Origin of the sequence: Streptomyces sp. AA4, from assembly GCF_000158875.1 — a bacterium.
Classification (GTDB): domain Bacteria; phylum Actinomycetota; class Actinomycetes; order Mycobacteriales; family Pseudonocardiaceae; genus Amycolatopsis.
Genome location: NZ_GG657747.1, coordinates 208,129 through 233,754, shown reverse-complemented (window position 1 = coordinate 233,754; position 25,626 = coordinate 208,129). Strand labels below are relative to the sequence as shown.

Sequence of the window (25,626 nt, the reverse complement as noted above, 5' to 3'; positions counted from 1 at the left end):
AGCTCAGGCGATCACAGCCCGTACAGCCGCTTCCAGTTCTCCCGCGAGGTGAGTTCCGGCATCGCGCGCTTGTACTGCTCCTGCACGCCCGCCCCCTCCTTGCGCAGCCGGTTGAGCACCTTCGCGCCGCGCTTGGCGAGGTCGAACATCTTGACCTTGTCGTAGGTGCGCACGCGCACGCCTTCCTGCGACGCGTCGGTGACCACGGCGGTGTCGAACAAAGCGACGTGCCACCAGTGCGCCTCGTCGATCGACACCGCGCCGAGCCCGAAACGGCTGCGGCCGAGCACCTTGTCGAGGATGCGCTTGATCAGCACGAGCCGCTGCATGCTCGGCCGCGGCGCGCTGTTGATGATGCCGATGTCGTTGGACGCGATGCCCGGCACGTCAGTGACCTTGTGCCGCTTGGTCTCCGGGTACGCGTCGCGGATCCGGCGGATCTCCTTCATCGCCTCGACGCCGCCGTCGTGCAGGATCTCCGGGCCCTCCAGGAAGTCCTCGACCGCCTTGATCAGCGTCGCGGAAAGGCCGTACTGCATGCCGAGCAGGTAGCGGACCAGCTGCGCCAGCAGCACGCGGGACAGCAGGTTCAGGTTGAACGGCGAGTGCAGCGCGGCGGTGATGATCGAGTTGCGCAGGTTGAAGTACCGGTGCCACTCGTCCCAGTCCTTCCAGTGGAAGTCCGCGTGCCACACGCCGGCGCCCGGCAGGGTCACCGTGGGGAAGCCGTATTCGCGGGCCCGGTAGGAGTACTCCGCGTCGTCCCACTGGAAGAAGAACGGCAGCGGGTAGCCGATGGCCTTGACGACCTCGTACGGGATCAGGCACGACCACCAGCCGTTGTACCCGGCGTCGAGGCGGCGTTCCTGGCGGTTCGGGTTGCCGTCCTCGTCGACGCCGAGCAGGTCGGCGGTGGACAGCGAGTGCTGCACCGGCTGTCCCGGCTCCAGCGTGTTCAGCCGGGCGTACTCGGCTCCGACGTGCAGCTGGTTCGGGTGCAGCAGGTTGAGCATCTGGCCGCCGACGATGATCGGGTTGGCCGCGCGGTTGGAGAACGCCGTCATGCGCACGACGAGGTCCGGCTCGAGCAGCACGTCGTCGTCCATGAACAGCACGTTCGCGTGCTCGGTCTCGGTGTGCCCGGCCACCTCGTACATGCCGCGGGTGAAGCCGCCCGCGCCGCCGAGGTTCGGCTGCTTGATGTAGTGCAGCTTCTCGCCGAGGTCCTTCGCGACCTGCTCGAAGCCCTCGCGCGATTCGACCAGGTCGGTGCCCTGGTCGGCGACGTAGATGGCGTCGAGGGTGTCCAGCGAGGACACGTCGGCGGCGAGCGCCTGGAGGTTTTTCAGGCAGTCGTCGGCGCGGTTCATCGTGCAGATGGTGACCGCGGTCGGGCGGATCGACTCCGGCGCGTCGACGGTCCAGCGGACCTGCTCGACCCGCAGCGTCTGGCCGCCCTCGGTCTCGAGGTCGAGCCACAGCGCGCCGCCGTCGAGGAACTTGTCCAGCTTGCCGGTCAGCTCGACCTTGGCGCCCTTCGCGCCCGAAACCTGCTGCGCGTCGACCACGCGCGGGTCGCCGAGCATGTCGGACGCGCCGAGCGACAGCAGCCCGTCCCCGGTGACGACGGCCTCGAGCTTCACCTCGGTCGCCGTGGTCCAGCGCTGCCAGTAGCTCGCCGGGAAGCGGCCGAAGTAGGTGTTGCCGGTGACCTTCGCGGACGGCTCGAGCGTCACACTGCCGCGCTCGCGCAGGGCGTTGCCCAGTTCGACCTCGGCGTACATGTCCTTGCTGACGATCGGAGCCGGCCCGGCGTACAGCCCGCGCTGGGCCGTGAGCCTGCCTTCGGGGGCGTGCTCGGCGAACCGCGTCTGGCCTGCGGGGGCCGCCTCCGCGACCGGGGCTGCTTTACCGGGCATCGAACTCAGTTCTCCTTTACCGGCCGTACACGGAACACGACCCATTTGAGCATCACGAAATTGATCACAGTCGCCGTTGCCTGGGACACCACCCAGGCCAGCGTGGCCTTCCAGCCCGACTCCGGCAGCACGTGCAGCATGAGCTGATTCACGCCGACGGCGACGAAGAAGGTGACGGCGTACAGCAGAACGAAGCTGCCGACCTGCGCGTTCCCGTCGCGCCGCCCGTCAGCGAACGTGAAGCGCCGGTTCAGGAAGAACGCCGTGGTCGTGCCCACGACGAAACTGATCGCGCGCGCGACGTCCACCCACGGGACGGCGTCCATGCCGACCGCTCGCAGCAGCGAGTACGTGCCCAGGTCGAACAGGGCGCAGAAGCCGCCGATCACGCCGAACCGGATCAGCTGGCCCAGCAGCCCGGGGCCCGCGGGCACCGGCTGCGCTTGGTCACTCTGCGGTTCTGTAGCCACCACTTGGAATACCTTCTCGGCCTATTGCGTCAGTGTCCGTATTACCCACTTCGACGCTCGGACGCTTGTGCCTTGATGCGCAAAGTGTAGAAGCGAGCACTTCAGGGTCACGTTCCGGGCGGTGTTCGGCGTGGCTACCCTGGTCGGCGTGACCCAAGCACCCGAGACACAGCGCCGCACGCTCACCGGCTGGGGCCGCACCGCCGGGACCGTCGCCGACGTGCTGAGCACCCGCGACGTCGACGCGATCGCCCGCGCCGTCGCCTCCGCAGGCCCGCGCGGGGTCATCGCACGCGGGCTCGGCCGGTCCTACGGCGACCCGGCGCAGAACGCGGGCGGCCTGGTCGTCGACATGACCGTGCTCGACCGCATCCACTCGATCGACCCGGACTCCGGCCTCGTCGACCTCGACGCGGGCGTCAGCCTCGACAAGCTGATGCGCGAGGCCCTGCCGTACGGCCTGTGGGTCCCGGTCCTGCCGGGCACCCGCCAGGTGACGATCGGCGGCGCGATCGCCAACGACATCCACGGCAAGAACCACCATTCGGCGGGCAGCTTCGGCAACCACGTGGTGTCGATGGACCTGCTCACCGCCGACGGATCCGTGCGCACGCTCACCCCCGAAGGCCCGGATTCCGAGCTGTTCTGGGCGACCGTGGCGGGGATCGGGCTGACCGGGATCATCGTCCGCGCCACGATCCGGATGAAGAAGACGGAATCGGCGTATTTCTACGTGGACGCCGACCGCACCTCGAACCTCGACGAGACCCTCGGGCTCTTCACCGATGGTTCGGACCTCAACTACGACTACTCCATGGCCGTGCCGGACCTGATCTCGTCCGACAGCCGCCTCGGCCGGGCCACGTTCTCGCGCGGTTCGCTCGCGACGCTCGACCAGCTGCCGCCGAAGCTGCGCAACGACCCGCTGCGCTTCGACGCGCCGCAGCTGCTGACGCTGCCCGACGTGTTCCCCAGCGGTCTGGTCAACAAGCTGACCTCGACCATGATGGGCAATCTGTGGCAGCAGACCGTGCCCAAGAAGGGCGCGCGCGGCAAGATCCAGAACCTCACGCAGTTCTACCACCCTCTCGACATGCTGAGCGAGTGGAACCGCGGCTACGGAAGCAAGGGCTTCCTGCAGTACCAGTTCTCCGTGCCGTTCGGCGCGGAAGAGCAGCTCAAGGGCATCTGCCGGGCCATCTCGCGGTCCGGGCACTACTCGTTCCTGAACGTGTTCAAGCGGATGGGCGACTCGAACCCGGCTCCGATGTCCTGGCCGGCGCCGGGCTGGATGCTGAGCGTCGACTTCCCGATCAAGAGCGGGCTCAGCCGGTTCTGCGAGGAAATGGACGAGATGGTCCTGGACGCGAACGGCCGTCTCTACACCGCGAAGGACTCGCGCACCTCGCCCGAGACTTTCGCGAAGATGTACCCGCGGCTGGAGGAGTGGCGCAAGGTGCGCGCTTCCGTTGACCCCGAAGGCGTTTTCGCCTCTGACATGAGCCGGAGGCTCGCACTGTGATCGACGCGGTCGGTAACCCCCAGTCCCTGCTGCTGCTCGGCGGCACGTCCGACATCGCGCTGGCGATCGCGGAGAAGTACCTCGCGGAGAAGCCGCTGCGGGTCGTGCTGGCCGCACGTCCTTCGCCGCGGCTGGAGGAAGCCGCGCAGCGCCTGAAGGATCGCGGTGCCGAAGTGTCCACTGTGGCCTTTGACGCCAAGGACCTCGCCTCCCACCCGAAGGTGCTGGACGAGGCGTTCGCCGGCGGCGACATCGACGTCACGGTGGTCGCGTTCGGCCTGCTCGGCGAGGCCGAGGAGCTGTGGCAGGACCACGGCAAGGCGGTCGAGCTGGCGACGGTCAACTACACCGCCGCGGTGTCGGTCGGCGTCGCGCTGTCGGAGAAGCTCAAGACGCAGGGCCACGGCAAGGTCATCGCGCTGTCGTCGGTCGCGGGCGAGCGCGTGCGCCGGTCGAACTTCGTGTACGGCTCGAGCAAGGCCGGTTTCGACGGGTTCTACCTCGGTCTCGGCGAGGCCCTCGCGCCGCACGGCGTGCAGGTGACCGTCGTGCGGTCGGGCCAGGTCAAGACCAAGATGACCGCAGGCATGAAGGACGCCCCGCTGACCCGGACCGCCGAGCAGGTCGCCGACGTCGCGGTCGAGGCCGCGCGCAAGGGCAAGGACCTCGTGTGGTCGCCGTCGGAGTTCCGGCTGGTGATGTCGATCCTGCGGCACGTGCCGCGGCCGATCTTCCGCAAGCTGCCGGTCTGACGTTGTTCCGGCCCGGCCTCCACCGTTCGGTGGATGCCGGGCTGACCGGCTCGACGATGTCCTGAGGTGCCCGGCGCGCCGAAACTCGGGGCATGGGGAACGAATTCCGCTCGTCGCTGGCCGCGCTGCTGATCGATCTCGGCGCGCCAGTCGGCGGCTACTACCTGCTGCGCGCCTTCGACGTCCCACCCGTATGGGCGCTGCTGCTGAGCGGCCTGCCGCCCGCGCTGCGCGTGCTGTACACGCTGGTCACCCGGCGTCGCGCGGACGGGATCGGCCTGCTCGTCCTGATGTTCCTCGCCGTCGGCTTGGCCACCACGCTGATGACCGGCGACGCCCGGCTGCTGCTCGTGCGCGGGGCCTGGTTCAGCACGCTGGCGGGCGTCTGGCTGCTCGCGAGCCTGTTCGTCGGCCAGTACCCGACGACCTATCAGGCAGCCCGCGCCCTGCTCCCCGGCCGCGGCCCCCGGCTGGACGCGGCGTGGGCGGCCCGCCCGTCGTTCCGCCGGGTGTGGCGGACGCTGACCGTGGCGTGGGGCGTCGGCAGCTTGGTCCACAGTGGACTGAGCATCGGGATGGCGTACACGCTGCCAGTCGACGACGTTCCCGCACTCGACGCCGGACTGTCGATCGCGTTCTTCGTCGGATTGCAGGTGCTCACGCAGATTCTGCTCGCTCGCGAAGGCACGTTCCGTCAGGTTATGCGTCCGTCTACAGTGGACCAGACACCGGACGGCGGCTAGTCCGAGTCTGACGGCGGACGCAAGCCGTCCACGAGCTTCGCGGGGTTCACGCCGAGCCCGTCGGCGAACTTGAGCAGGTTGTGCAGGTTGATGTTGCGCAGGCCGCGCTCGACCTGGCTCACGAAGGTCCAGTGCACGCCGGCCGCCTCGGCCAGCTGCTCCTGATTGAGCCCAGCCTTGTTCCGGAACTCGCGCACGCGCTCGCCGATAATGCGCGCGGCAGCGGAGATCGGAGGCTTGGCCATAGTCAGGTAATCACACACGTCTAGCGCCAGCAAAACCAGAGCACAAATAACTAGAGCAGCTATGTCTAGAGCATTTATGTCTAGCCGTAGAGCACCTTTCAGAATCGCGTCCACCGCGGGTGATTGATCGGCTACCGTGCTACCTGTAACCAATTGCCGACACCAGCGTCGAGGGGGCACAGGTGTGGGAGGACACGGCGTTCACGGTCGCGAGCGGGCAAGCCAAGACGACGGCGCCGGACGGCTTCGTGCTGGAGCCCGATGAGGCAAAACAGCTGCTCAGCAAGCTGATGACAGTGAAAGAGAAGCTGACGGAGATGCGCCGGAATGCGGTCAACCTCTGCGGAATGAAGGCACCGGCGCAGGACCCCTCGACGCTTGCCGCGCATGTGGCAATGGTCGGGGACGGCAAAGGCAAACTGGGCGCCTACTCATACGGCGGAGGCCACATCGACCTTCAGATTGCCTACGTCGATGAATTCATCCGGCGCATCGCAGAGGCGCTCGGCATGACAGAATCGAGCGATCACCAGCAATCCGCCATGATGAAAAGCGTCGACCCCCAGGAAACGACGGAATGAAACTCCGCACGGCATTTGTCCTGCTCAGCTCCGCAATGCTGTTCGCCGGCTGCTCCGGCACCACGGGCGGCCACCCCACGCCGGTGTCGGCCAGCACCTCGTCGCCAAGCGGAGAAGTGCCGCCCTACGGTGGCGCTCCGAAGGTCGAGAATCCGCTTCCTGATTCCGTGCTCTCCGGGAGCGCGTGCGACGCGCTCAGCCCCCAGCAGGTCCATGAGGACGTCGGAGACGGCGTCACCGGCAAACCGGAAGACGGCCCTCTCGGCCCGAAGTGCACCTGGTCTGACCATCAGGACGGCTCAATGCTGACGATTTTCTACACGACCAAGCAACGAGAAGGCTTGAGCATCATCTACAAGCAGGTCAAGCCGCAGATGAAACGGTTCGACGTGCTTCCGCCCATCCAGGGCTTCCCTGCCGTGGCCTACGACCCGAAGCCAGGCCCGAGGACAGACGGGTGCCAGATCGCGGTGGGGCTCTCCGACACTCTCGAATTCGAGGTAGGAGTCGACCTCGGTTTGTCCAACAGCGGCAAGACCGACTCCTGCCGCATCGCCGCCATCATTGCCGACCACGCGGTCACGACGCTCAAGAAGAAAGCGGGGCGGTGACATGGGCTGGGTGGAGTCCACCAAGGCGCTGCTCGACAAATACCAGGAGATGACGGTGCCGATCGAGGAGATCGTCCCGCAGATCCAGGCAGCTCAACCCGGTATCTGGCATGAGGGAAGCGACCTCGCCAAGGGGCTGGCGGGTGATCAGGAAGCGGTCAGCCAGGACGTCTCGGAGATTCTCGGCGGTCTCGAATCCGTCTGGAGCGGCGCGGCGGCGGACAAGGTCTCGCAGCGGCTGCGGACGGTGCGTTCCTCGATGACTGGTGCGCAGCAAACGTTCCACGACAACAGCGGAACGCACGCCTCCGCCGCGGCGATGCTCGACAATCTGCGCAATCAGATGGCGCCCATGTCGGCGGAACCGCTCACGAACGCGCTGAAGAGCGGGAAAAACCTGTTCGATTCCGACGTGATGGCCGAGATGCGCAGCCACAACGAGGCTTCGGCCAAGAATCTGCAGCTCTACCAGGAGTTCACCCACCAGACCCAGTCCAATTCGGGGCAGTTGAAGTACGACTACGGCAAGCTCGGCGCGTACGACGGCGGCGTCTCGGTCAATCACCAGCCGAGCGACCCAGGCCCGGGCCATCCGCCAGCAGGCCCACCAGGCCCCGGCGGTCGGCGGCCGGGAGGTCCCGACCCGTATGAGACGGGACCAGGCGGCCAAGTTCCCGGAGCGAGCGGGGCGAGCAGCCCGGGCCCCGGTGTCAGCGGAGGCCACAGTCCTTACCGCGACACCGGGCCGTACAGCGGCAGCTACCCGCGTTCGCCGAGTCCGGCCGACGCGACCAGCACCTCCAGCTACCTGGAGCCGAACAGTTCCGCTCAGTCCCGGTTCACCCCGCCGGAGATCGCCGGGTACCAGCCTGGCGCGTCCGGCCCGGGTTCCGGCGGCTCCGGCGGGTCTGGCCTCGGCTACACCCCGGGCATCGGGTTCGGTTCGACCGGCGGAGAGAGCGGAGGCGCCGCGACCACGCCTCGCGGTCCGGGCGGCGGTTCCCGGGTCGGAGCCGGAGAGTTCGGTCCTCGGGGCAGCGGCGGAGCGGGAACGGGTGCGCTGCGCGGAGGCGCGGCCGGCGAGCGCGGCATGCCCGGGGCCGGGATGAGCGGCGGTCGCGGCGGCAAGAAGGAGGACGACGCCGAGCACAACCGCAAGTACGTCCTGGACACCGACGACATCTTCTCCGACGAAGAAGCGACCATCGATCCCGTCACCGGCCTCCGGTCGACGCCGCCCACGCTCGGCGCATGACCGGACTGGATCCCGCGGTGCGGCTGCCGACCGCAGTGCTGTCCATGGTCTGGGACATGCTCGATCTCGGCGAAATGCACCCGATGCTCGGCGGTAAGCGATTGTGGGTGAGGGACGGGGCAGACCGTCGACTGCATGCCGAAACCATCGAGTACCTCGGGCAACTCGGGCTCGCGCGCGACGCGGTGCCGACACCGGACTTCCGGGCGACCTTGCAGGTGATCGCGTATGCCGAAGGCGAATACTTCGCGCACTCGCAATTCAGCACCGGCACCGATCGCAGCGCATTGGTCGCGCGGCGCGGGCCGGACGCGGTACGGGTGTCCGTCCAGGACGACGTGGTCGAGATCCGGCAGATTGCCCCGAACCGGCTGGCCACCGCGCTTTTCGACACGCTTCCGCAGCTCCCCGGCGCGCCCGTGCGCTCGGTGTCGGTGGCATCCGACGAGGCGCCGGACCCGTTCGACGAAAGCACCAGCGCCGAGTACCTCAATTCGATCCTGGACCAGCCCCGGGAAGCAGTGCACCAGCTGTACGCCGGCCGCCGGGCGGCGGGCGTGCACCGCACCGGCGGCCCGATCTTCGCCCTGGACCTGGTGGCCGGCCGAGTCCTGACGTACCGGACCACTGGCGAGCGGACCGAACTCATCCCCGGCGACCCGCGTGCGATCGTCAAGATTTTGAACGAAACACTCGAGGCACTCTGATCGCTTCCAGCCGCGTCCGCAGGAACGGCATCAGCTCCCGGCCGCATGAAGCTGCTGGCTCTGCGCGACTGACCTGATCGCTCAGTTGCCGTATCCGTTGCCGAACCCGGGGCCGTTGTTCTCGTTGCCGCCGTTCTGGCCGCCCGGAACACGGTGCCGCTGGCCGGGGCCGCCGTCGTTGAAGCGGTGTCCGCCCTGGTGCTGGCTCATGCCGGGGCGGCCGGAATGGTGCGTCGCGGCCATGACGCCGCCGACGACGCCGCCTCCGACGACCAGGCCCAGGACTCCCACTCCGACCAGTTGCGTGGCCCGGTGGGAGACGAACCGGCGGAAACCGCCCTGTTTCGGCGGCGGCAGGGGCATGCCCCACGGGCCGGGAGGTGCGTAGTAGCCGGGCTGCTGAGCGGCCGAAGCAGGCTGGCTGGCGTGCGCGGCACCCGAAGCGGGCTGAGCGGGCTGCTCAGCGCCCGGAGCGGGCTGCCCCAGCTCGCTGGTCTGCTCGGCGGCCGCCCCCGGCTGAGCGGCTTCCTCAGCCGCCTCCGGCTGGCCACCGGCAGCGGCCGGGGCTTCGCCAGCGGAAGCCCCGCCCAGGTCCCCCGCCCGTCCGAACTGTTCGGTCGGCTCGCCGGGCGAGGGGTTCTTGTCGTCGTTCATCGTCGGTCCTCCGGGCTGAGCGGGCGGGAGGCGGGGTGTCCCGGCTCCCACCCCGAGGGTGACCGGCGATGCTGTGGAGAAGCTGAATCCCAGCTGTTTAAATCCGCGCGCAGTTCACAGGTAGAACGACAGGAACAGGGTCACGACCCACGTCGCGCCGAGCACCTGCAGCACGCGGTCCTTCAGGGCGATCTCGTCGGGCGCGCCGGCGTTGCCGCCGTCCACGTCGACCGCGTAGCGGAGCACCGCGATCACGAACGGCACCATCGACACGACCGCCCACACCGAGTTGTGCTCGGCCTGGCGGATCTCGAACGCCCACAGGCAGTAGGACATGATCAGGATCGCCGCGGACGTCGCCCACACGAAGCGCAGGTAGCTCGCCGAGTACTTCTTCAGCGAGGACCGGATCTTCGCGCCGGTGCGCTCGAACAGCATGATCTCCGCGTACCGCTTGCCCGCCACCATGAACAGCGAGCCGAACGCCGTGACCAGCAGGAACCACTGCGACATCGCGATGCCGCCGGCGACGCCGCCCGCCACCGAGCGCATCAGGAAGCCCGAGCCGACGATCGCCAGGTCGACCACCGGCTGGTGCTTCAGGCCGAAGCAGTAGCCGAGCTGCACGGCCTCGTAGACCGCCAGCACGATCGCCAGCCGCCAGTCCGCCGCGAACGACACGGCGAGCCCGGCCAGGAAGAACACCACGGCCGCGGCGTAGGCCACCGGGACCGGGACGATGCCCGCCGCGATCGGGCGGTTGCGCTTCGTCGGGTGGGCCCGGTCGGCCTCGACGTCGACGGCGTCGTTGATCAGGTAGACCGACGAGGCGGTGAGCGAGAAGGCCACGAACGCGATCAGCGCGTCGATGACCAGCTCAGTCCGGTTCGTCGCCTTGGAGAACGCGAAGAACGGCGCCGCGAAGACGAGGACGTTCTTCACCCACTGCTTCGGCCGCGCGGTCTTGATCACCCCGAGCACGAGACCCACCGGGCTCGGGCCCGAGGCAGGGGCGGGGGCGGCCGGGACCGGGGATTCGGTCTTCTCGGCCTTGTCGGTTTCCTCGGCGACCTCGGTCTTCTCGGCGGCCGCTTCCGTCGCTTCCGCGGATTCGGCCGTACCGGACGCGTTTTCGGTTCGCTCGTCGGTCGTTTCGCTCATCGCTTTGTGGTCAGCTTCCGTCGGATCAGACCGCCGACGACGCCACCCAGGGCGGCTCCGGCCAGAACGTCTGTCGGATAGTGAACGCCGAGAAGCAGCCTCGAGGCGAGCATCGGCGGTACCAGGGCGGGGACCAGGTTACGCCCGGTCAATCCGGAGTAGAGCACCGCCGCCGCTGTCGTCGACGTCGCGTGCGACGACGGGAAGCTCAGCTTGCTCGGCGTGCCGACCAGAACCTCCACGCTGGGATGGTCCGGACGGCGCCGCCGCACGACGCGCTTCACGGCGATCGACGCGGCGTGCGCGCCCACCACTCCGGCTGCCGCGACCAGCCAGTCCTTGCGCCGGTCGCGGTCCACCGCCGCTCCGAGCAAGCCCAGCGCGAACCATCCCGCGCTGTGCTCCCCGAACAGCGACATCCCCCGCGCGACCTGCACCGCGCCCGGCTTCTTCAGCGCCTTCTGGGTGCTGGAGAGCACGGCCACCTCACCGCGCGGGGTGTCCTTCTCAAGCATCGATCGACCCGTCCAGCGGCGCACCCTCGGTGAGGTGCGGGGCGATCTTGTTGTCGAACATCGACAGCGCCGACCCGATGGCCATGTGCATGTCGAGGTACTTGTACGTGCCGAGCCGCCCGCCGAACAGCACGTTCTTCTCGCGCGCCTCGGCCTTCGCCAGCTCGCGGTAGCTTTCCAGCTTCTCGCGGTTCTCGGCGGTGTTGATCGGGTAGTACGGCTCGTCGTCTTCCTTCGCGAAGCGCGAGTACTCGCGGAAGATGACCGTCTTGTCCTTCGGGTAGTCCCGCTCCGGGTGGAAGTGGCGGAACTCGATGATCCGGGTGTACGGGACCTCTTCGTCGTTGTAGTTCACGACCGAGGTGCCCTGGAAGTCGCCGGTCGGCGCGACCTCGGACTCGAAGTCGACGGTGCGCCAGGTGAACCGGCCCGCCGAGTAGTCGAAGTAGCGGTCCAGCGGCCCGGTGTAGACGGTCGGGGTGCCCGCCGGGATCAGGTCGCGCACGTCGAAGTAGTCGACGTTCAGCCGGATCTCGATGTTCTCGTGCTCGGCCATCTTCTCGAGCCACGCGGTGTAGCCGTTGACCGGCAGACCCTCGTAGGTGTCGTTGAAGTACCGGTTGTCGAAGGTGTAGCGGACCGGCAGCCGGTTGATGATGTTCGTGCCGAGGTTCTTGGGGTCGTTCTCCCACTGCTTCGCGGTGTACCCGCGGATGAACGCCTCGTAGAGGGGACGGCCGATCAGGGAGATCGCCTTCTCCTCGAGATTCTGCGCGTCCTCGGTCCGGAACTCCGCGGCCTGCTTCGCGATCAGCTCGCGCGCCTCGTCCGGCGTGTGCGATTTGCCGAAGAACTGGTTGATCAGGCCGAGGTTCATCGGGAACGAGTAGACCTGGTCCTTCACCCGCGCGAAGACCCGGTGCTGGTAGCCGGTGAACTCGGTGAAGCGGTTGACGTACTCCCACACCCGCTTGTTGGACGTGTGGAACAGGTGCGCGCCGTAGCGGTGCACCTCGATGCCCGTTTCGGGCTCGACCTCGGAGTAGGCGTTGCCCCCGAGGTGGTGGCGGCGCTCGAGGACCAGGACCTTCTTGCCCAGCTCGGCCGCGGCCCGTTCGGCGATGGTCAGGCCGAAGAAACCGGACCCGACGACGACGAGGTCGTAACCGCGAAAGTCGTCTTCAGTAATCTTGGCGGAGTTCGTGTGCTCGCTCACGGGCGCTCAGGGTACGCAGTCGCGCGACCGCGTCCCGAACCGACCTCGGCATCCCGCCAGGTTTTACCGGCACTACACACGTGAGAAGCATGCCTGCACCAGACACCTTCTGGACCTATCTCGGCGCGGTCGCCGCTTACCTGGCCGTGCTGGCAGTCCCGGGCGGCCTCATCGGCCGGGCCGCGGGAGTGCGCGGGTGGGCCCTCGCCGGGCTCGCGCCGCTGCTCAGCTATGCCGTCACCGGCCTGGCTGGGCCCTGGTTGTCGACTGTCGGTCTTCCGTACAACGTCTTCACGGCCTCGGCGTGCACCCTGCTGCTGGCCGGGGTCGCGTGGGGGATCCGGCGGCTGTGCCTCGTCCGCGGCTGGATCACCCCGGGAGCGGAGGAGCCTCCGGTCGCCTGGAGCGCGCGGGCGCAGTGGTCGGTGGCCGCGTGCGTCGCGGTGGCGACGGCGCTGTCGATCGCCGTGGTGCTGTCCGCGCGCGGCGGGACGACGGCGGTCTTCCAGCGCTGGGACACCGTCTTCCACGCGAACGGCATCCGCTACATCGCCGACACCGGCGACGGCTCGCTCATCGGCATGGGCAAGATCAACTGGTACCCGGACGGTTCGTTCTACCCGAACGGCTATCACCTGGTCGGCGCGCTGGTGTACCAGATCTCCGGGACGAGCATCCCGGTCACGCTGAACGCCATCACCATGCCGGTCGCGGGCATCTTCGCGCTCTCGATGGTCGCCTTGGTCCGCCAGATGGGCGGCCGTGCGGTCTTCGCGGGCTGCGCGGCCCTCATCGCCGCTGCGGCCACGACAGGCGCGTACGAGTCCGTGTCGAGCGGCCTGCTGCCGTACGCGCTGGGCATCGTTCTCACGCCGCTGACGGTGGTCGCGCTGCAACGCTTCCTCGTACGCCCGGGCGTCGACACCGGCCTGGTGTTCGCGCTGACCGCGGACGGCCTGCTCTGCGCGCACTCCAGCGCGCTGTTCGGCGGGGTCCTCTTCGCGGCGCCGCTGGTTCTGCAGCGTTGGTATCGCTCGCTTCGCCGGCTTCGCGTCGACGGTGTGCCCGAGGGCCGCAGCGGGCTGCGCGTGATCGGCGGCGACATCGTGCGCACGGTGCCGGTCATGGTGTTCGCGGTCGTCTTCGCCGCGCCGCAGATCCTGGGCGCGATCAGCTTCACCTCGGGCGCGTACCCGTATCAGCCGTGGAATTCGGACCTGCCGGTCCTGTCCGCGCTGAACATGCTCGGCACGTTCCAGCAGGTGCTGCACAAACCGCAGCTGTGGCTCACCGTGCTGCTCGTGGTCGGCGTGCTGAGCTTCCGCACGCTCGGCAGGCTGCGCTGGCTGATCATCTCCGCGATCGGCCTGTCCGGGCTGTTCGTGCTGGTCACGTCGTACGGCGCGTCGCCGCTGGTGATCTCGCTGTCGCGGCCGTGGTGGAACGACCGGTTCCGGCTGATGGCGCTGGCCGCGATCCCGCTGTGCCTGCTCGCCGGGCACGGCATGGCGGAACTGCAGCGCTGGATCGCGCAGGTGATCCGCTCGATCAGCTGGGCGAAGGCGCGGCCGAAGGTGGTCTCCCGGCTCGGGATCGCGGCGGCGGCGGTCGTCGTGGCCGTGACGGCGGTGCTGACCGGCGGTTTCTACCGCACCGCGAACGCCACCGCGGTGTCGTTCCTGTACTACAACGGGCCGGAGGGCGAGGTCACGCCGCCGGTCAGCCCGGACGAGATCGCGGCCATGGACTTCCTCGGCCGGATGCACATCCCGTCGGACGAGAAGGTGCTCAACGACCGGCTGGACGGCACCGCGTGGATGTACGCGCTGACCGGCGTGCACCCGGTCGCCGGCCACTACGACGGCGGCGGCCCGGTCTCGCCGGACGCGACGTATCTCGCGCTGCACTTCCGCGACTACGACGTCGACGTCCGCGTGCGCGAAGCGGTGCAGCGGCTGAAGGTGCGCCACGTGCTGATCGGCAGCGGCTCGATCGCCAAGGGCGCGCCGATCGCCCCCGGGCTGCGCGACCTCATGGGCAGCGATTTCCTGCGCCTCGTCTACCGCAACCCCGGCGCGCAGATCTACACGATCGTCAAGTGAGGTTCGTGGCCGCGGCCTCCCCCGCCGCGGCCACGAGCAGTCACTCCGCCTTAAGGCTCGGCAGCACTTCCTCGACGACCTTTTCCAGCACCGATTCGTGCCCCTCGTACGGCCCGCTCGAGCGCGGCCAGTGCGCGATGACGTCGGTGAAGCCCAGCTCCCGGGCCCGCTCGGCGGCCTCGCGGAACGCCGCGACGCTGCTGAGCGAGAACACCGGCGCCGCGTCGAGGCTCAGGTACCGCTGGATGCCCGCCGGTTCGCGGCCGGCCGCTTCGAGCCGCTGGTCGAACGTGCGGACCAGGTCCGCGATGCCGGTCCACCATTCGTCGAGGGTGGCCCCGCCGCGCCCGGTGGTGACCCAGCCCGCCCCGAACCGCGCGGCCAGCGTCATGGTGCGCGGGCCGTTGGCCGCGACCAGGAACGGCAGCCGGGGCCGCTGCACCGTGCCGGGCAGGTTCCGCGCGCCGCGCGCGGAGTAGTACTCGCCGGAGAAGTCGAAGTTGTCGGTCATCAGCAGTCCGTCGAGGGCCTCGACGAACTCGGTGAAGCGGTCGACCCGCTGCCGCGCGGTCAGCTCCGGGGCGGCGAGCACCTGCGCGTCGTACCGCGAACTGTCCACGCCGGCTCCGACGCCCAGCACGAACCGCCCGTCGGACACGTCGTCGAGGGTGATCAGCTCGCGCGCGAACGGCACCGGGTGCCGCGCGACCGGAGAGGCGACGAAGGTGCCCAGCCGGATCGTGGAGGTGACCATGGCGGCCGCGGTGAGGGTGGGCACAGCGGAGAACCACGGCCCGTCGACCAGCGATCGCCAGCCGAGATGGTCGTAGGTCCACGCGTGGTCGAAGCCGTACTCCTCGGCCGCGCGCCACTTCGGCTCCGCCGCCCACCAGCGGTCTTCAGGAAGAATTACGATGCCTGCTCGCACGACGCCGACCGTAACGTCCGGCACTGACATTCGCTCGAACGGGCGGCGACCGGGAGAATGGGACGGGTGGAGAAACCCCGGTTGATCGCGTCCGATGTCGACGGCACCCTGCTCGGTCCCAGCGAACAAGTGACCCCTCGCACGGTGTCGGTCGTGCAGCGGGTGCTGGCCGACGACGTGCCGTTCGTGCTGTGCACCGGCCGCCCGCCGCGCTGGATCGCGCCGATCGCCGGACCGCTCGGGCTGACCGGCTACGCGGTGTGCGCCAACGGAGCGGTGCTGCTGGACATCGGCACCGACACGGTGGTCGCGGTGCACGGGGAACTCGAGCCGAAACTGCTGCACGACCTGGCCTCCGCGCTCGACAAGGCACTGCCCGGCTGCCGGCTCGCGGCGGAACGGATCAGCACCGGCTCGGTGGACCACGAACTGCGCAATTTCGTGATCGAGCCGGAGTACCACAACCCGTGGGGCGAGGAGGAGAGCCGGATCGCGCCGCGCGCCGAGGTGCTCGGGAAAACCGCGATCAAGCTGCTGGTGAGCCGCCGCGGGATGACGTCGGAGGAAATGGCCGAGGCGACGAGCGCGGTGCTCGACGGGGCGGTGGACGTCACGTACTCGTCCTCCGGCGGCCTGATCGAACTGTCCGCGCACGGCGTGACGAAGGCGACCGGCCTCGCGGACATCGCCGAACGCTTCGACGTGCCCCAGTCGTCGGTGATCGCTTTCGGCGACATGCCCAACGACGTCGAGATGCTGCAGTGGGCCGGGCACGGCGTCGCGATGGCCAACGGGCACCCGACCGTGCTGGCGGTGGCGGACGAGGTGACCGGGCCGGCCGCGGAGGACGGGGTGGCGCAGGTGCTGGAGCGCTGGTTCTAAGCGCCCCAATGTGGCATTGGGTGCATCTGACGCACCCAATGTGGCGTTCGGTGCGCTGAGCGCACCCAATGTGGCATTGGGGCGCTCAGCAGGTCACGAGCGGCGGTCGAGCGCAGCAGCTTCTTCCGGCGTCGGCGCGCTGCCGCCGAGGTGCGCGGGCAGCCACCAGCGTTCGGCGTCGCTCTCCGGAGCCTCTGGGTACTCCGCCTGAGCCTTCTCGAGCAGCTCCGACATCCGGGCGCGCAGGTCCGTCGTCAGCGCTTCGCACGAGTCCTCCGGGCCGGGGCGCATCGGCTCGCCGATCACCACCGAAATCGGCACGTGCCTGCGGGTGAGGTCCCGGGGGCGGCCCTTCGTCCACAGCCGCTGCGTGCCCCACAGCGCCATCGGCACCACCGGCACGCCCGCCTCCGCGGCCATCCGGACCGCGCCGGTCTTGAGGTCCTTCACGGTGAACGACTGGCTGATCGTGGCCTCCGGGAAGACACCGACGACCTCGCCCGCGCGCAGCCGTGCCACGGCCTCGTCGTAGGACGCCTGCCCGGCGGCGCGGTCCACCGGGATGTGGTGCATGCCGCGCATCAGCGGACCGGCGACCGGGTTGCCGAAGATCTCCTGCTTCGCCATGAACCGCACGAGCCGCTTCGCCGGACGGGCGCCGAGGCCGCAGTAGATGAAGTCCAGGTAGCTGACGTGCGTGCAGGCCAGCACCGCACCGCCGCGGGCGGGCACGTGTTCGGCGCCGGTCACCCGGAGGCGGTTGTCGAGCAGCCGGAACATCAGCCGCGCGGCGACCAGGACGGGCGGGTACACGAAGTCAGCCATGCGCCCAAGGCTACGGGACCGTAAGTTTCCCGCCGGTAGGTTGCGCGGGTCGGCTCCGCCACACTTCAGGGGCAGGACACGTAGCGGAAGTCCGGGGCGCGGTCGAGCTCGCCGACGAGCCGGCTGGCGTCGTCGGCGCGCGGGTAGACCGAGATCCAGAACGGCGTCCCGGTGCGCCGGAAGGTCGCGACGCGGTACCAGGCGGGCAGGTCGTCGGCGCAATCCTGGCGGTCGGCGTACCCGGACCGGCCGGGCACGGCGAGCGTCGACCGCTCCGCGTCCAGCCCGACCACCAGCACGTGCGAACCGGCGCGGCTCGCGAGCAGCCCGGGCGACCCGGCGCTCACGACCGAGCCCGGCGGCAGATAGCGGGCGAGCCAGTCGCCGACCTCGGCCAGTTGCGCGCCCTGGGTGCTCCAGGCCCGCACGCGCGCCAGCACCTCGGGGCTGAACACCGAGACCGCCACCGCGATCCCGGTGAGCGCCGCGGTGACCGCCGGAACCGCCCGGGAAACCGCTCGCGGCCTCGGTACCGGCAGGAGGACGCCGCATCCGGCCACCGCGGCGACCGCCAGCAAGGGCGGCACCGGCACGAGCAGCCGCCACGAAAGTCCCGGATCCTCCTCGAAGAGCACCACGAGCGCGGTGTGCCCGACGGCGAGCGCGAGCAGCAACCACAGCGCGGACCGGGCCTCCACCGCACGTCCGCGTGCCGCCACCAGTCCCGCGACGAGCGCGGCCGGGACGAGAAAGCCTAAGTGCGCCAAGGCGAAGCCGCCGAGATACGGCCAATCCGGCCCAGGCGGCTGGCTCACGTCCGGCACGAACCGGTCGTAGTAGGTGACGCGCCAAGCCGTCCACGGCACCAGGAACACCAGCGCGCCCAGCACAAAACCGGCCGGAGCCCACCAGGTGTGCCGTCCGCGCGCCGCGGCGAAAACCAGCCAGACCGCGCCGACGACCGCGAGCGCCAGCCCTTCCGGCCGCGTCATCACCGCGCTGGCTACGAGCACCCCGGCGACCAGCGGACGGCCCGCGACCAACGCGTACGCGGCACAGAGCACGAGCAACGCGAACATCGGCTGCTCAGTGCCCGAAAGCCCGTACACCGCGAGCCCGTTCGCCCCCGCGGTCAGCAACGCCGCCGCGATCCCGATCGCCCGCCGCGGCTCAGCCCCTTCCGGCAAGCCGAGCGCGGCAATGCGATTGGCGAGGAAATACGCCGCCAAAACGCACCCCAAAGCGGCCGCGCAACTCACCGCGACGGCCGCGGGCGGCACTTCCGCCCCGAATGCGCCGCGCGGCAACGCGATCACCACGAGCCAGAGGAAATTCGCGTACGTCTCGCTGCGGTCGCCGATGTTGAATACCGGGCCATTTCCGTCGGCGAGGTTCTGCGCGTACCGGAAACTGACGTACGCGTCCTCGGTCGCGGTGGCGAACAACAGCTGGTGCAGCAGGGAAAACCCGAGAACGAGCAGAAGAACGCCGCCCCGCCACCGCCGGTCCCGCCCCATCCGCCGCCAAGCGGCGACGACCAGCGCGGCCAGCGCCAGCCATCCCCCCACGACCGCGTAAACCACGCGCCCCCAGCCTCCCGCGCCCCTCACCGGCCCAGCCGACCCCAGGCGGACCGTTCCTCACCCGTTCCAGTCAAGCGCGCGGCTACGCTACGCCGACATCAGCCGATCGGGTGTATGTCCGGGACGACTCGGCACTGCCCGTGGCGTGGTCGTGCCGCCATCCCGGCTGCACGCGCCCTGATCGGCCCAGGCATAGTCTGCTATGTGCTTGCCGTGTGCGTTGCTGTCGTCGTAATCGCTGTTCCCGGGCTGCTGACTGGTCTCGCCCTGGGACTGCGCGGGTGGACCCTCGCCGGACTCGCACCGTTGCTGAGCTACGCGATCGGCGGCCTGACCGGTCCCTGGGCGGCGGCCATGGGTCTGCCGTTCAACACCGTCACGTACGCGATCGCGACCGTGCTTTTCGCCGGCGTCGCGTTCGGTGTCCGCCGGCTCACGGTCCGGCGGTGGCCGCACGAACCGGCCCCGAAGCTGTGGGACCTGCGCGGACACCTCGCGATCGGCGCCTGCCTGGTGGTCGCGGTGGTGGCCGGGATGTACGCGATCATGCGCGGGCTCGGCACGACCGACGCCCTGCCGCAGGGTTTCGACGCGGTTTACCACGGCAACGCGGTCCGCTACATCGCCGACACCGGCGACGGCAGCCTGTTCGGCACCGGAACTGTCAACTGGTACGGCGACGCTTTCCCGGTGTTCTACCCGAATGCGTATCACCTGATTTCCGCGCTGGTTTACCGGATCAGCGGAGCGAGCATTCCGGCGACGCTCGACGCGAACATGCTGCTGCTCCCGATTCTGCTCGCGCTGGCGCTGATCGCGCTGGTGCGGGAGTTCCGCGGCCGGGCCGCGCTGGCCGGCGCGGTGGCGCTGGTCTCGGTCGCCCCGGTTTTCGGGCTGTACGAATCGCTGACCGGCGGTCAGCTGCTGCCGTTCGCGCTCGGCAACGCGCTGACGCCGCTCGCCGCCGTCGCGCTGAACCGCTACCTGAACCGGGTCGCGCTGGACACCGGATTCCTGATGGTGCTCGCCGCGGTCGGGCTGCTGTGCGTCCATTCCTCGACGTTGTTCGGCGGCATTCTTTTCGCCGGGCCGATGCTCGTCCAGCGGTGGCTCAAGAACTGGCGCGGAATCGGCCGCGATCTTCTCGCGCTGCTGCCAATCGCGGTGGTGTCGGTGTTCGTCGCGTGGCTGCAGCTGTTCGGCGCGCTCGGCCTGGCCGCCGGCAAGGTGCCGTACTACGGCTGGCCGAGCGAATGGCGGGCGACGGACGCGCTCGGCGCCCTACTCGGCTTCCAGCACAAACTGGAGGCGCATCCGCAGGTGTGGATGTCGGTCGCGCTCTTCCTCGGCATCGTCTTCTTCCGGAAAGCCGGTCCGATGCGGTGGGTCGGCCTCTCGGCCGCGGTGACGGGCCTGTTCTACATCGTCGTCTCGTCGGACGATTCCCGGTTGGTGATGGCGCTCTCGCGCCCGTGGTGGGACGACCCCTGGCGGCTCATGACGCTGGCGTCGCTCCCGCTGACCCTGCTCGCCGCGCACGGCCTGGCGGAAACCCAGGCATGGCTTCGCGACCGCATTCCGTGGGTACGCGAGCGGTTCGCCGCGACCGCCGCACTGTCCGCGGTCGTGTTCCTCGGTTTCGTCGCGGTGAGCAACGGCCTCTACGCCAAGCCCAACGGCGACATCGTGCGCACCGGCTTCCACCAGGACGACCTCGCCTACCAGCGCGTGACCCCGCTCGAGCAGACGGCGATCGAGAAACTGGGCCAGCTGGCCAAGCCCGGAGAATGGGCCATGAACGACCGCGGCGACGGCAGCGCGTGGTCCTACGCCCTCACCGGCGTGCGCACCGTGGCCGCCCACTTCGACACGATGTTCCCGCCCTCCGACGCGGACCTGCTGGCGAAGCATTTCCGCGAATACGAAACCAACCCGGCGGTCCGGGCCGCGGTGGCCCGGTTGAACATTCACTGGCTGATCCTCGGCAAGCCCGAACCCGGCAAGGAATACTCCGTCGGATTGCAGGGTCTGGAGCACGGGGCGCCGTTCCTGAAAGAGGTTTACCGGAACGCGGATTCGGTGATTTTCCAGCTGAACCGCTGACCGGGTCCACCCGGCGGCGCGGGTGCACAGCCGGGACCGGCGTCCGGCAAGACGAAAAGGGGCCGCCCGAACCCGGGCGGCCCCTCGTCACAGCAAGATCAAGCAGCGTCGACTGGAAGAGGACGACGGGCGCTCATCTTCGCGGCCAACGCGGCGAAACCTGCGGTGAGCAGGTCGGCCACCGTGAACATCACTCGCGACGCGACCGCGAACGCCGTCGCCTGGCCGACCGTCAGGCCGCTCGCCGTGAGGACCGCGACCTGGGCTACCTCGCGCACGCCGACGCCGCTGGGCAGGATGAACGCGAAGGTGCCGACCGTCATCGCGACGGCCATCGCGCCCACGCACAGGATCAGGCCGTTGAAACCGGGAGCGCCGACGGAGTTCGCCAGCAGCCACAGGTGCACGCCCTGCAGAACCCAGGCGCCCATCGACGCGCCGAAGGTCTTGAACACCACGCTCCAGCCGAGCGGCTCGGCGAGCGGCGGGCGGCGCAGGATCTTCAGGACCAGCGACGTGCCCCAGGTCAGGATGCGCGGGTGCAGCAGCGCGAGACCGACCGGGATCAGCACGAACAGCCACATCGCGCGCGGGCTGTTGCTGAACACCGCTGGCGCCGCCAGCAGCGACACGACCAGCGCGGACACCACGCCGACGCCCAGCTGGATCAGCGAGCCGGTGAAAATCCGGGCCCTCGCCAGGCCCGCCTTGCGGCCCAGTTCCATCTGCAGCAGGTACGCCCACACCGAACCCGGCACGTACTTGCCGAGCGAGCCGACCAGGCAGATCTGCGCGCCGCGGGCGTAGCCGATCGGCTTGCCGAGGTGGTCGACCAGGACCTGCCAGCCCCAGGTGGACACGAGGATCGACAGGACCAGCGCCACCAGGCTCAGCGCCGACGACTGCCAGGCGACGTCGGACAGCGTGTGCCAGAACTCGTCCCAGTTGGACGCCAGGCTTTTCGCCGCGAAGCCGATCACCAGGAGGATGGCGACCCAGCGCACGACGTCGAGCACCCGCGCCTTGGTGGACTTGCGGGCTTTTCCGGTGGTCGGGGCGTCCTCAGCGGACGGGGCGTCGTCCCCCGGCGTCGGCGTACGAACGGTCGTCACTGCCTCTCAGCTCCTCAGGCCTGCACCGTGACCAGGCGGCTGAACTCGGACAGCAGATCGTAGCCGTCCCAGACCCCGGCGAACGTGAGGGCCGACCCGAAGGGCACGACCCGGTCCACCCCGCGTCCGGCGAGAGCCGTCACGAATCCGGTCAGTTCCTCGCGGGTGAACCCGAACTGGCTCACCGTCTGGTCTTTGCGCTGCACGATCGGCACCAGCTCGTCCAGCGACGCCACCGCGGCGTTCGCGAACGTGCCCGCGCCCAGCCATTCGCGCGGCATCACGGTGGCGTCGGCCAGCTCGAGCGTCGCCAGCGCGTTGCCGTCGAAGCGGATCGACGACACCAGCCCGTCAACCGCCGCGCCGTACGCCGACACCCGCTTCTGGACGGCCATCGCCGGCTCGGTGACGTGCTGTTTCGCGGCCAGCACCTCAGCGAGCAGCTCGCGGAACTCCTGTCCGGCGACCCGCGCGCCCGCCGCGTCGCCGACCCAGAACACCGCGCGCGGCGACGAGCAGGCGGCCTGGTCGAACCAGTACGAGTCGTTGTAGAAGCCCTCGGCGGCGGCCTTGCGCTGCTCCGGAGCGGCCTCCTGCCAGCCGCGCACCGACGCGATGGCGAACGACGAGCGGTCCGGGAAGGTGAGGTCGCGGGCGTGCGGGGCCAGCGGGTACTTCCGCAGCGCGGCCACCGAAGCGTCCCCGCCCCAGATCACCCGCAGGTCCGCGGCCAGCGACAACGCGCCGCTGATCTCGTCGCTGCGGTCGTAGGTGACCATGCGCTGGGTGGCCCGGACGGCGGCCGCGGTTTCCGGCGACACGTCTTCCATCGCCGCGTTCAGCGCTTCCAGCACGGCTTCGGCCGCACCGGCCGAACGCGACGACACCCGCACGACGTTGCTGTTGCCCGCCAGCGCCGACAGCGCCCACGAGTACACGAAAATGGTGTCCACATTGGCTGGCGGCACGTGGAACACGAGCCCCCGCGGGAACCGCAGCGAATCCCCGCTGGTTTCCAAAGTGGACAGTGACTTCGCGAGTTCTCCCTTGCGCAGGAAGAAACCCAGCGAGGCCAGCTCCGGGAACCGCCGAGCCAGCGTGGGCGCAAGCAGTTTGCGCGCGAACTTGGTGACGAACTCGACTACCCGCGGGTCGCCGACGGTCAACCGGCCGCCGGGCGGTTCCTCGCGCAGTTCGTCCAGCAGCGCGCCGACCGAAACCGAATCACCCAGCGGAAAACGCTGTTCCAACGCACTCACGCGGCCGCTCCCTGGAACGTGTCCGAGCATCCGCGCGCCTCGGCCTTCGGCAGCCGGCCCAGCACTGAGAAATGCTTGCCCGGCCAATCGCCATCGTCGATTCCGTTGTAGACACCCAGATCCTCGGTGAGCAGCACGTGTCCCGGATACGACCGCGGCAGCGTGCTCACCACCTCGATGACGCCCGGCTTGCCGACCGGCTGCTCTTCCCAGGTCTCCGGGTCGCGGATCACGACGTCGGCGAAATCGGGGCAGTACAAGGAGTTCCCGGACGGACCCTCGAGGAACACGGTGCCGATCTGCTCGATCATCCCGTAGTAGTTGTGGATCCGGGTGAGGCCGGTGTCCTCTTTGAACCGGCGGCGGAACTCGTTGTTGTCGACCGCGCGGTCGATCAGCTTCTTCCAGCCGCCGGAGTGGATGAGGATGCCGTTCGACAGGTCGAGCTTGTGCTCGCGGGCGACCTCGTACAGGTACTGCCACACCATGAAGGTGAAGCCGAAGATCAGGAAGGGCTTGTCCCCGTACTCGGCGAGGAACTTCCGCACCGCCTCGACGTCCGGCTGGTCGTTCTCGTCCAGCACGTAGGTGTGCTTGCGGCCGAAGTTCGCCATGCCGAGCACGCCCGCGCCGCGCGCGGAGAACGACCGGCGGTTCTTGATGATGCCGATGGTGTCGACCATCAGCATCGGCAGCCGCTCGCCGCCCAGCACTTCCTGCAGGGTCGCGCCGAGCTGCTTCGTCTGCGCGCCCGCCGCTTCCTTGTCCAGGTAGATCCGCGACGCGCCGGCCCCGGTGGTGCCCGAGGACGTGAGGGTCTTGAAGACCTCGGCGTCCGGAATGGACTTCAGGTCGTGCGTTTTGAACATGCGCACCGGCAGCCACGGCAGGTCGGCGATCGTGGCGAACGACGCGTCCGGCGCGAAACCGAGCGAAGCCAGGATGCGCTCGTACCCGGCGGAGTTCGCCCGGTGGTGCGCGGTCAGCTCCGCCAGCTCGGGGAGCAGCGCCGCCTCCCGCTCCGCCTGCGAGCGCGTGAACACACTCATACCCGTCCTTCCAGCGACCGGTAGTCGATCTTCCCGCTGGCCAGCAGCGGCACGGTGTCGATCGGACGCACGTCGAACCCGCTGGCGTGCAGGTGCAGCCGCTCGGACAGCGCCCGCGCCGCGTCCTTGCAGATCGCCTTCGCGCCGTCGCCCTCGGGCAGTTCGGCGAACAGCACGACCTTGTCGCCCGCGGGCACCGCGGCCACCACGTCGATGCCCACCGCGGCCGTGCGCACGGCCTGCTCCAGGTCGTCCAGGCTGACCCGGTTTCCGAACACCTTGCCGATCCGCTTGAGCCTGCCGGTGATGTACAGGTACCCCTCTTCGTCGAGATACCCGAGATCACCGGTGGCCAGCGTTCCGCGATATTCGTCGCCCGCGCTCAGCCCTGCTTCGTCCTCGGCATAACCCATCATCACGTTGGGTCCACGGTAAAGGACCTCACCGACAATTTTGGGATGCGTGGTTTCCTCGCCGTCGTCGCGGCGGATGGCGAACGAGCCGCCGGGCAGCGCCGGACCGGCCGAGCCGATCTTGTCCGCGAGCCGCTCCGCCGGCACCGTCGTCATGCGCGGGGACGCCTCGGTCTGGCCGTACATGACGTACATCCGGCCGCCGACCGCGAGCATCTTGTCGTTGAATTCGACGACCAGTTCGTCCCGCAGTTTTCCCCCCGCCTGGGTGAGGGTCCGCAGGGTCGGGTACTTCGCCGGGTCGAACTTCAGCCGGCGCAGCATTTCGTAGTGATAGGGCACGCCGGACAGCGAGGTCACGCCGTGTTCCTTCACCGCATCCCAGAATCCGCGGCCAAGAACGCCAGACGATTCGATTACCACCGTCGCGCCGCGAATAAGGTGCGAATTCAGCACCGAAAGGCCGTAGCTGTAGTGCAGCGGCAGACAGGTCGGCGCGACCTCCTCCGCGTCGATCTCCAGCACCTGCGCGATGGCGTCGGCGTTGGCCAGCAGGCCCTGCCGGGACAGCCGGACGAGCTTCGGATTGCCGGTCGACCCGCTGGTCGGGAGCAGAACGGCGAGGTCCGGGTGCGGGACGGCGCCATCGGCCGCCTCGCGCACCCAGTGCCCGTCCTCGGCCCGGTAGCCCTCCGGCGCGTCCGCTTCCGGCGCGGCCAGCACGGCGGCCGGGCGGAACCGGGTGATCAGGCCCGCGAGCACGTCGGCGTCGAGCGCCGGGTCGATCAGCGCGATCGCCCGCCCCGCTTCGAACGCGCCGAGGTACCGCAGCACGCTGTCCAGGTCCAGCGACATCCGCGCGAACAGCACGCCGGACGGGAGGTCCGCCAGCGCGGCCGCGGACCGCTCGATCTCGGCCGTCAGCTCGTCGCCCGCCAGCGTGGCGCCCCCGACCACGTCGACCAGCCGGGACCCTTCGCCAACCAGATTCACCGAACCTCCTCGTCGTGCTCGCGAGC

Annotated in this window: 24 protein-coding genes; 10 read left to right on the top strand and 14 right to left on the bottom strand. The window is 69.3% G+C overall.

All coding sequences use genetic code 11. The features are described from left to right. Nucleotides 1-11: 11 nt before the first annotated feature. Both SSMG_RS39910 and SSMG_RS39905 read right to left on the bottom strand, forming a co-directional pair. The gene (locus tag SSMG_RS39910; protein ID WP_009085881.1) at nucleotides 12-1,919 is read right to left on the bottom strand and encodes a glycosyltransferase; all 1,908 of its coding nucleotides are present in this window, start codon (nucleotides 1,917-1,919) and stop codon (nucleotides 12-14) included. 5 nt (nucleotides 1,920-1,924) lie between these two features. Continuing rightward, nucleotides 1,925-2,389, bottom strand: coding sequence for a GtrA family protein (locus SSMG_RS39905; RefSeq protein ID WP_286157104.1), 465 nt, complete (start codon nucleotides 2,387-2,389; stop codon nucleotides 1,925-1,927). Nucleotides 2,390-2,537: 148 nt separating this feature from the next. On the opposite strand from SSMG_RS39905, the gene SSMG_RS39900 reads away from it, so the two are divergent. From SSMG_RS39900 to SSMG_RS39890, 3 genes are all read left to right on the top strand, one after another. Then, nucleotides 2,538-3,911 carry an FAD-binding oxidoreductase gene (locus tag SSMG_RS39900; RefSeq protein ID WP_037719113.1) on the top strand — a complete coding sequence of 458 codons (1,374 nt, stop codon included), beginning with the start codon at nucleotides 2,538-2,540 and terminating at the stop codon, nucleotides 3,909-3,911. Beyond that, complete coding sequence (locus SSMG_RS39895) at nucleotides 3,908-4,663, top strand: decaprenylphospho-beta-D-erythro-pentofuranosid-2-ulose 2-reductase (RefSeq protein ID WP_009085878.1); 756 nt, start codon at nucleotides 3,908-3,910, stop codon at nucleotides 4,661-4,663. Before SSMG_RS39900 ends, SSMG_RS39895 begins: the two co-directional genes overlap by 4 nt. Before the next feature lie 92 nt (nucleotides 4,664-4,755). Beyond that, complete coding sequence (locus SSMG_RS39890) at nucleotides 4,756-5,406, top strand: VC0807 family protein (RefSeq protein WP_009085877.1); 651 nt, start codon at nucleotides 4,756-4,758, stop codon at nucleotides 5,404-5,406. Here the strand turns inward: SSMG_RS39890 and SSMG_RS39885 are convergent. Beyond that, on the bottom strand, nucleotides 5,403-5,651 hold the full coding sequence (locus SSMG_RS39885) for a helix-turn-helix domain-containing protein (protein WP_009085876.1): 249 nt from the start codon (nucleotides 5,649-5,651) through the stop codon (nucleotides 5,403-5,405). The genes SSMG_RS39890 and SSMG_RS39885 overlap by 4 nt on opposite strands. Before the next feature lie 182 nt (nucleotides 5,652-5,833). Here SSMG_RS39885 and SSMG_RS39880 point away from each other — a divergent pair, with 182 nt between their 5' ends. The 4 genes from SSMG_RS39880 to SSMG_RS39865 are packed head-to-tail and all read left to right on the top strand — an operon-like array spanning nucleotide 5,834 to nucleotide 8,805. Continuing rightward, nucleotides 5,834-6,232, top strand: coding sequence for a hypothetical protein (locus SSMG_RS39880; protein WP_009085875.1), 399 nt, complete (start codon nucleotides 5,834-5,836; stop codon nucleotides 6,230-6,232). Further along, nucleotides 6,229-6,843 (top strand): DUF3558 domain-containing protein, encoded by a 615-nt coding sequence (locus SSMG_RS39875; protein ID WP_009085874.1) that lies wholly within the window; start codon nucleotides 6,229-6,231, stop codon nucleotides 6,841-6,843. Before SSMG_RS39880 ends, SSMG_RS39875 begins: the two co-directional genes overlap by 4 nt. Nucleotides 6,844-6,853: 10 nt before the next feature. Further along, nucleotides 6,854-8,098: a hypothetical protein gene (locus SSMG_RS39870; protein ID WP_158688137.1), complete on the top strand. Its 1,245-nt coding sequence runs from the start codon at nucleotides 6,854-6,856 to the stop codon at nucleotides 8,096-8,098. Next, nucleotides 8,095-8,805 carry an ESX secretion-associated protein EspG gene (locus SSMG_RS39865; RefSeq protein ID WP_009085872.1) on the top strand — a complete coding sequence of 237 codons (711 nt, stop codon included), beginning with the start codon at nucleotides 8,095-8,097 and terminating at the stop codon, nucleotides 8,803-8,805. The genes SSMG_RS39870 and SSMG_RS39865 overlap by 4 nt, the downstream gene beginning before the upstream one ends. Nucleotides 8,806-8,886: 81 nt before the next feature. Here the strand turns inward: SSMG_RS39865 and SSMG_RS39860 are convergent, their stop codons facing one another. The 4 genes from SSMG_RS39860 to glf all read right to left on the bottom strand — a co-directional run bounded on the left by SSMG_RS39860 (nucleotide 8,887) and on the right by glf (nucleotide 12,351). Beyond that, complete coding sequence (locus tag SSMG_RS39860; protein ID WP_009085871.1) at nucleotides 8,887-9,459, bottom strand: hypothetical protein; 573 nt, start codon at nucleotides 9,457-9,459, stop codon at nucleotides 8,887-8,889. A gap of 114 nt (nucleotides 9,460-9,573) precedes the next feature. Next, on the bottom strand, nucleotides 9,574-10,620 hold the full coding sequence (locus tag SSMG_RS39855; RefSeq protein WP_009085870.1) for a decaprenyl-phosphate phosphoribosyltransferase: 1,047 nt from the start codon (nucleotides 10,618-10,620) through the stop codon (nucleotides 9,574-9,576). Then, nucleotides 10,617-11,135 carry a phosphatase PAP2 family protein gene (locus tag SSMG_RS39850; RefSeq protein ID WP_037718997.1) on the bottom strand — a complete coding sequence of 173 codons (519 nt, stop codon included), beginning with the start codon at nucleotides 11,133-11,135 and terminating at the stop codon, nucleotides 10,617-10,619. The genes SSMG_RS39855 and SSMG_RS39850 overlap by 4 nt, the downstream gene beginning before the upstream one ends. Then, entirely contained in the window at nucleotides 11,128-12,351 is a 1,224-nt protein-coding gene (gene glf, locus SSMG_RS39845) for a UDP-galactopyranose mutase (RefSeq protein WP_009085867.1), read from the bottom strand. Before glf ends, SSMG_RS39850 begins: the two co-directional genes overlap by 8 nt. Before the next feature lie 89 nt (nucleotides 12,352-12,440). Here glf and SSMG_RS39840 point away from each other — a divergent pair, with 89 nt between their 5' ends. Beyond that, entirely contained in the window at nucleotides 12,441-14,453 is a 2,013-nt protein-coding gene (locus tag SSMG_RS39840; protein WP_037718995.1) for a DUF6541 family protein, read from the top strand. Nucleotides 14,454-14,493: 40 nt separating this feature from the next. Here the strand turns inward: SSMG_RS39840 and SSMG_RS39835 are convergent, their stop codons facing one another. Beyond that, the gene (locus SSMG_RS39835) at nucleotides 14,494-15,381 is read right to left on the bottom strand and encodes an LLM class flavin-dependent oxidoreductase (RefSeq protein WP_037719109.1); all 888 of its coding nucleotides are present in this window, start codon (nucleotides 15,379-15,381) and stop codon (nucleotides 14,494-14,496) included. A gap of 66 nt (nucleotides 15,382-15,447) precedes the next feature. On the opposite strand from SSMG_RS39835, the gene SSMG_RS39830 reads away from it, so the two are divergent. Continuing rightward, entirely contained in the window at nucleotides 15,448-16,263 is an 816-nt protein-coding gene (locus SSMG_RS39830; RefSeq protein ID WP_199786441.1) for an HAD family hydrolase, read from the top strand. A gap of 93 nt (nucleotides 16,264-16,356) precedes the next feature. On the opposite strand, the gene SSMG_RS39825 is transcribed toward SSMG_RS39830, so the two are convergent. Both SSMG_RS39825 and SSMG_RS39820 read right to left on the bottom strand, forming a co-directional pair. Then, nucleotides 16,357-17,088 (bottom strand): 1-acyl-sn-glycerol-3-phosphate acyltransferase, encoded by a 732-nt coding sequence (locus SSMG_RS39825; RefSeq protein WP_009085861.1) that lies wholly within the window; start codon nucleotides 17,086-17,088, stop codon nucleotides 16,357-16,359. Between the two features lie 65 nt (nucleotides 17,089-17,153). Then, the gene (locus SSMG_RS39820; RefSeq protein ID WP_037718992.1) at nucleotides 17,154-18,671 is read right to left on the bottom strand and encodes a hypothetical protein; all 1,518 of its coding nucleotides are present in this window, start codon (nucleotides 18,669-18,671) and stop codon (nucleotides 17,154-17,156) included. A gap of 204 nt (nucleotides 18,672-18,875) precedes the next feature. Here SSMG_RS39820 and SSMG_RS39815 point away from each other — a divergent pair, with 204 nt between their 5' ends. Beyond that, entirely contained in the window at nucleotides 18,876-20,774 is a 1,899-nt protein-coding gene (locus SSMG_RS39815) for a DUF6541 family protein (RefSeq protein WP_078561234.1), read from the top strand. Between the two features lie 98 nt (nucleotides 20,775-20,872). On the opposite strand, the gene SSMG_RS39810 is transcribed toward SSMG_RS39815, so the two are convergent. Genes SSMG_RS39810 through SSMG_RS39795 form a run of 4 tightly spaced genes read right to left on the bottom strand, consistent with a single transcriptional unit; the run spans nucleotide 20,873 to nucleotide 25,600 of the window. Next, on the bottom strand, nucleotides 20,873-21,886 hold the full coding sequence (locus SSMG_RS39810) for a lysylphosphatidylglycerol synthase transmembrane domain-containing protein (protein ID WP_009085857.1): 1,014 nt from the start codon (nucleotides 21,884-21,886) through the stop codon (nucleotides 20,873-20,875). Between the two features lie 14 nt (nucleotides 21,887-21,900). Further along, nucleotides 21,901-23,145 (bottom strand): acyl-CoA reductase, encoded by a 1,245-nt coding sequence (locus SSMG_RS39805; protein ID WP_009085855.1) that lies wholly within the window; start codon nucleotides 23,143-23,145, stop codon nucleotides 21,901-21,903. Continuing rightward, on the bottom strand, nucleotides 23,142-24,194 hold the full coding sequence (locus SSMG_RS39800) for an acyl-protein synthetase (RefSeq protein WP_009085854.1): 1,053 nt from the start codon (nucleotides 24,192-24,194) through the stop codon (nucleotides 23,142-23,144). Before SSMG_RS39800 ends, SSMG_RS39805 begins: the two co-directional genes overlap by 4 nt. Further along, a complete protein-coding gene (locus SSMG_RS39795) occupies nucleotides 24,191-25,600 on the bottom strand; it encodes an AMP-binding protein (RefSeq protein ID WP_037718990.1) in 1,410 nt (469 codons plus the stop codon). The genes SSMG_RS39800 and SSMG_RS39795 overlap by 4 nt, the downstream gene beginning before the upstream one ends. Nucleotides 25,601-25,626: the final 26 nt, after the last annotated feature.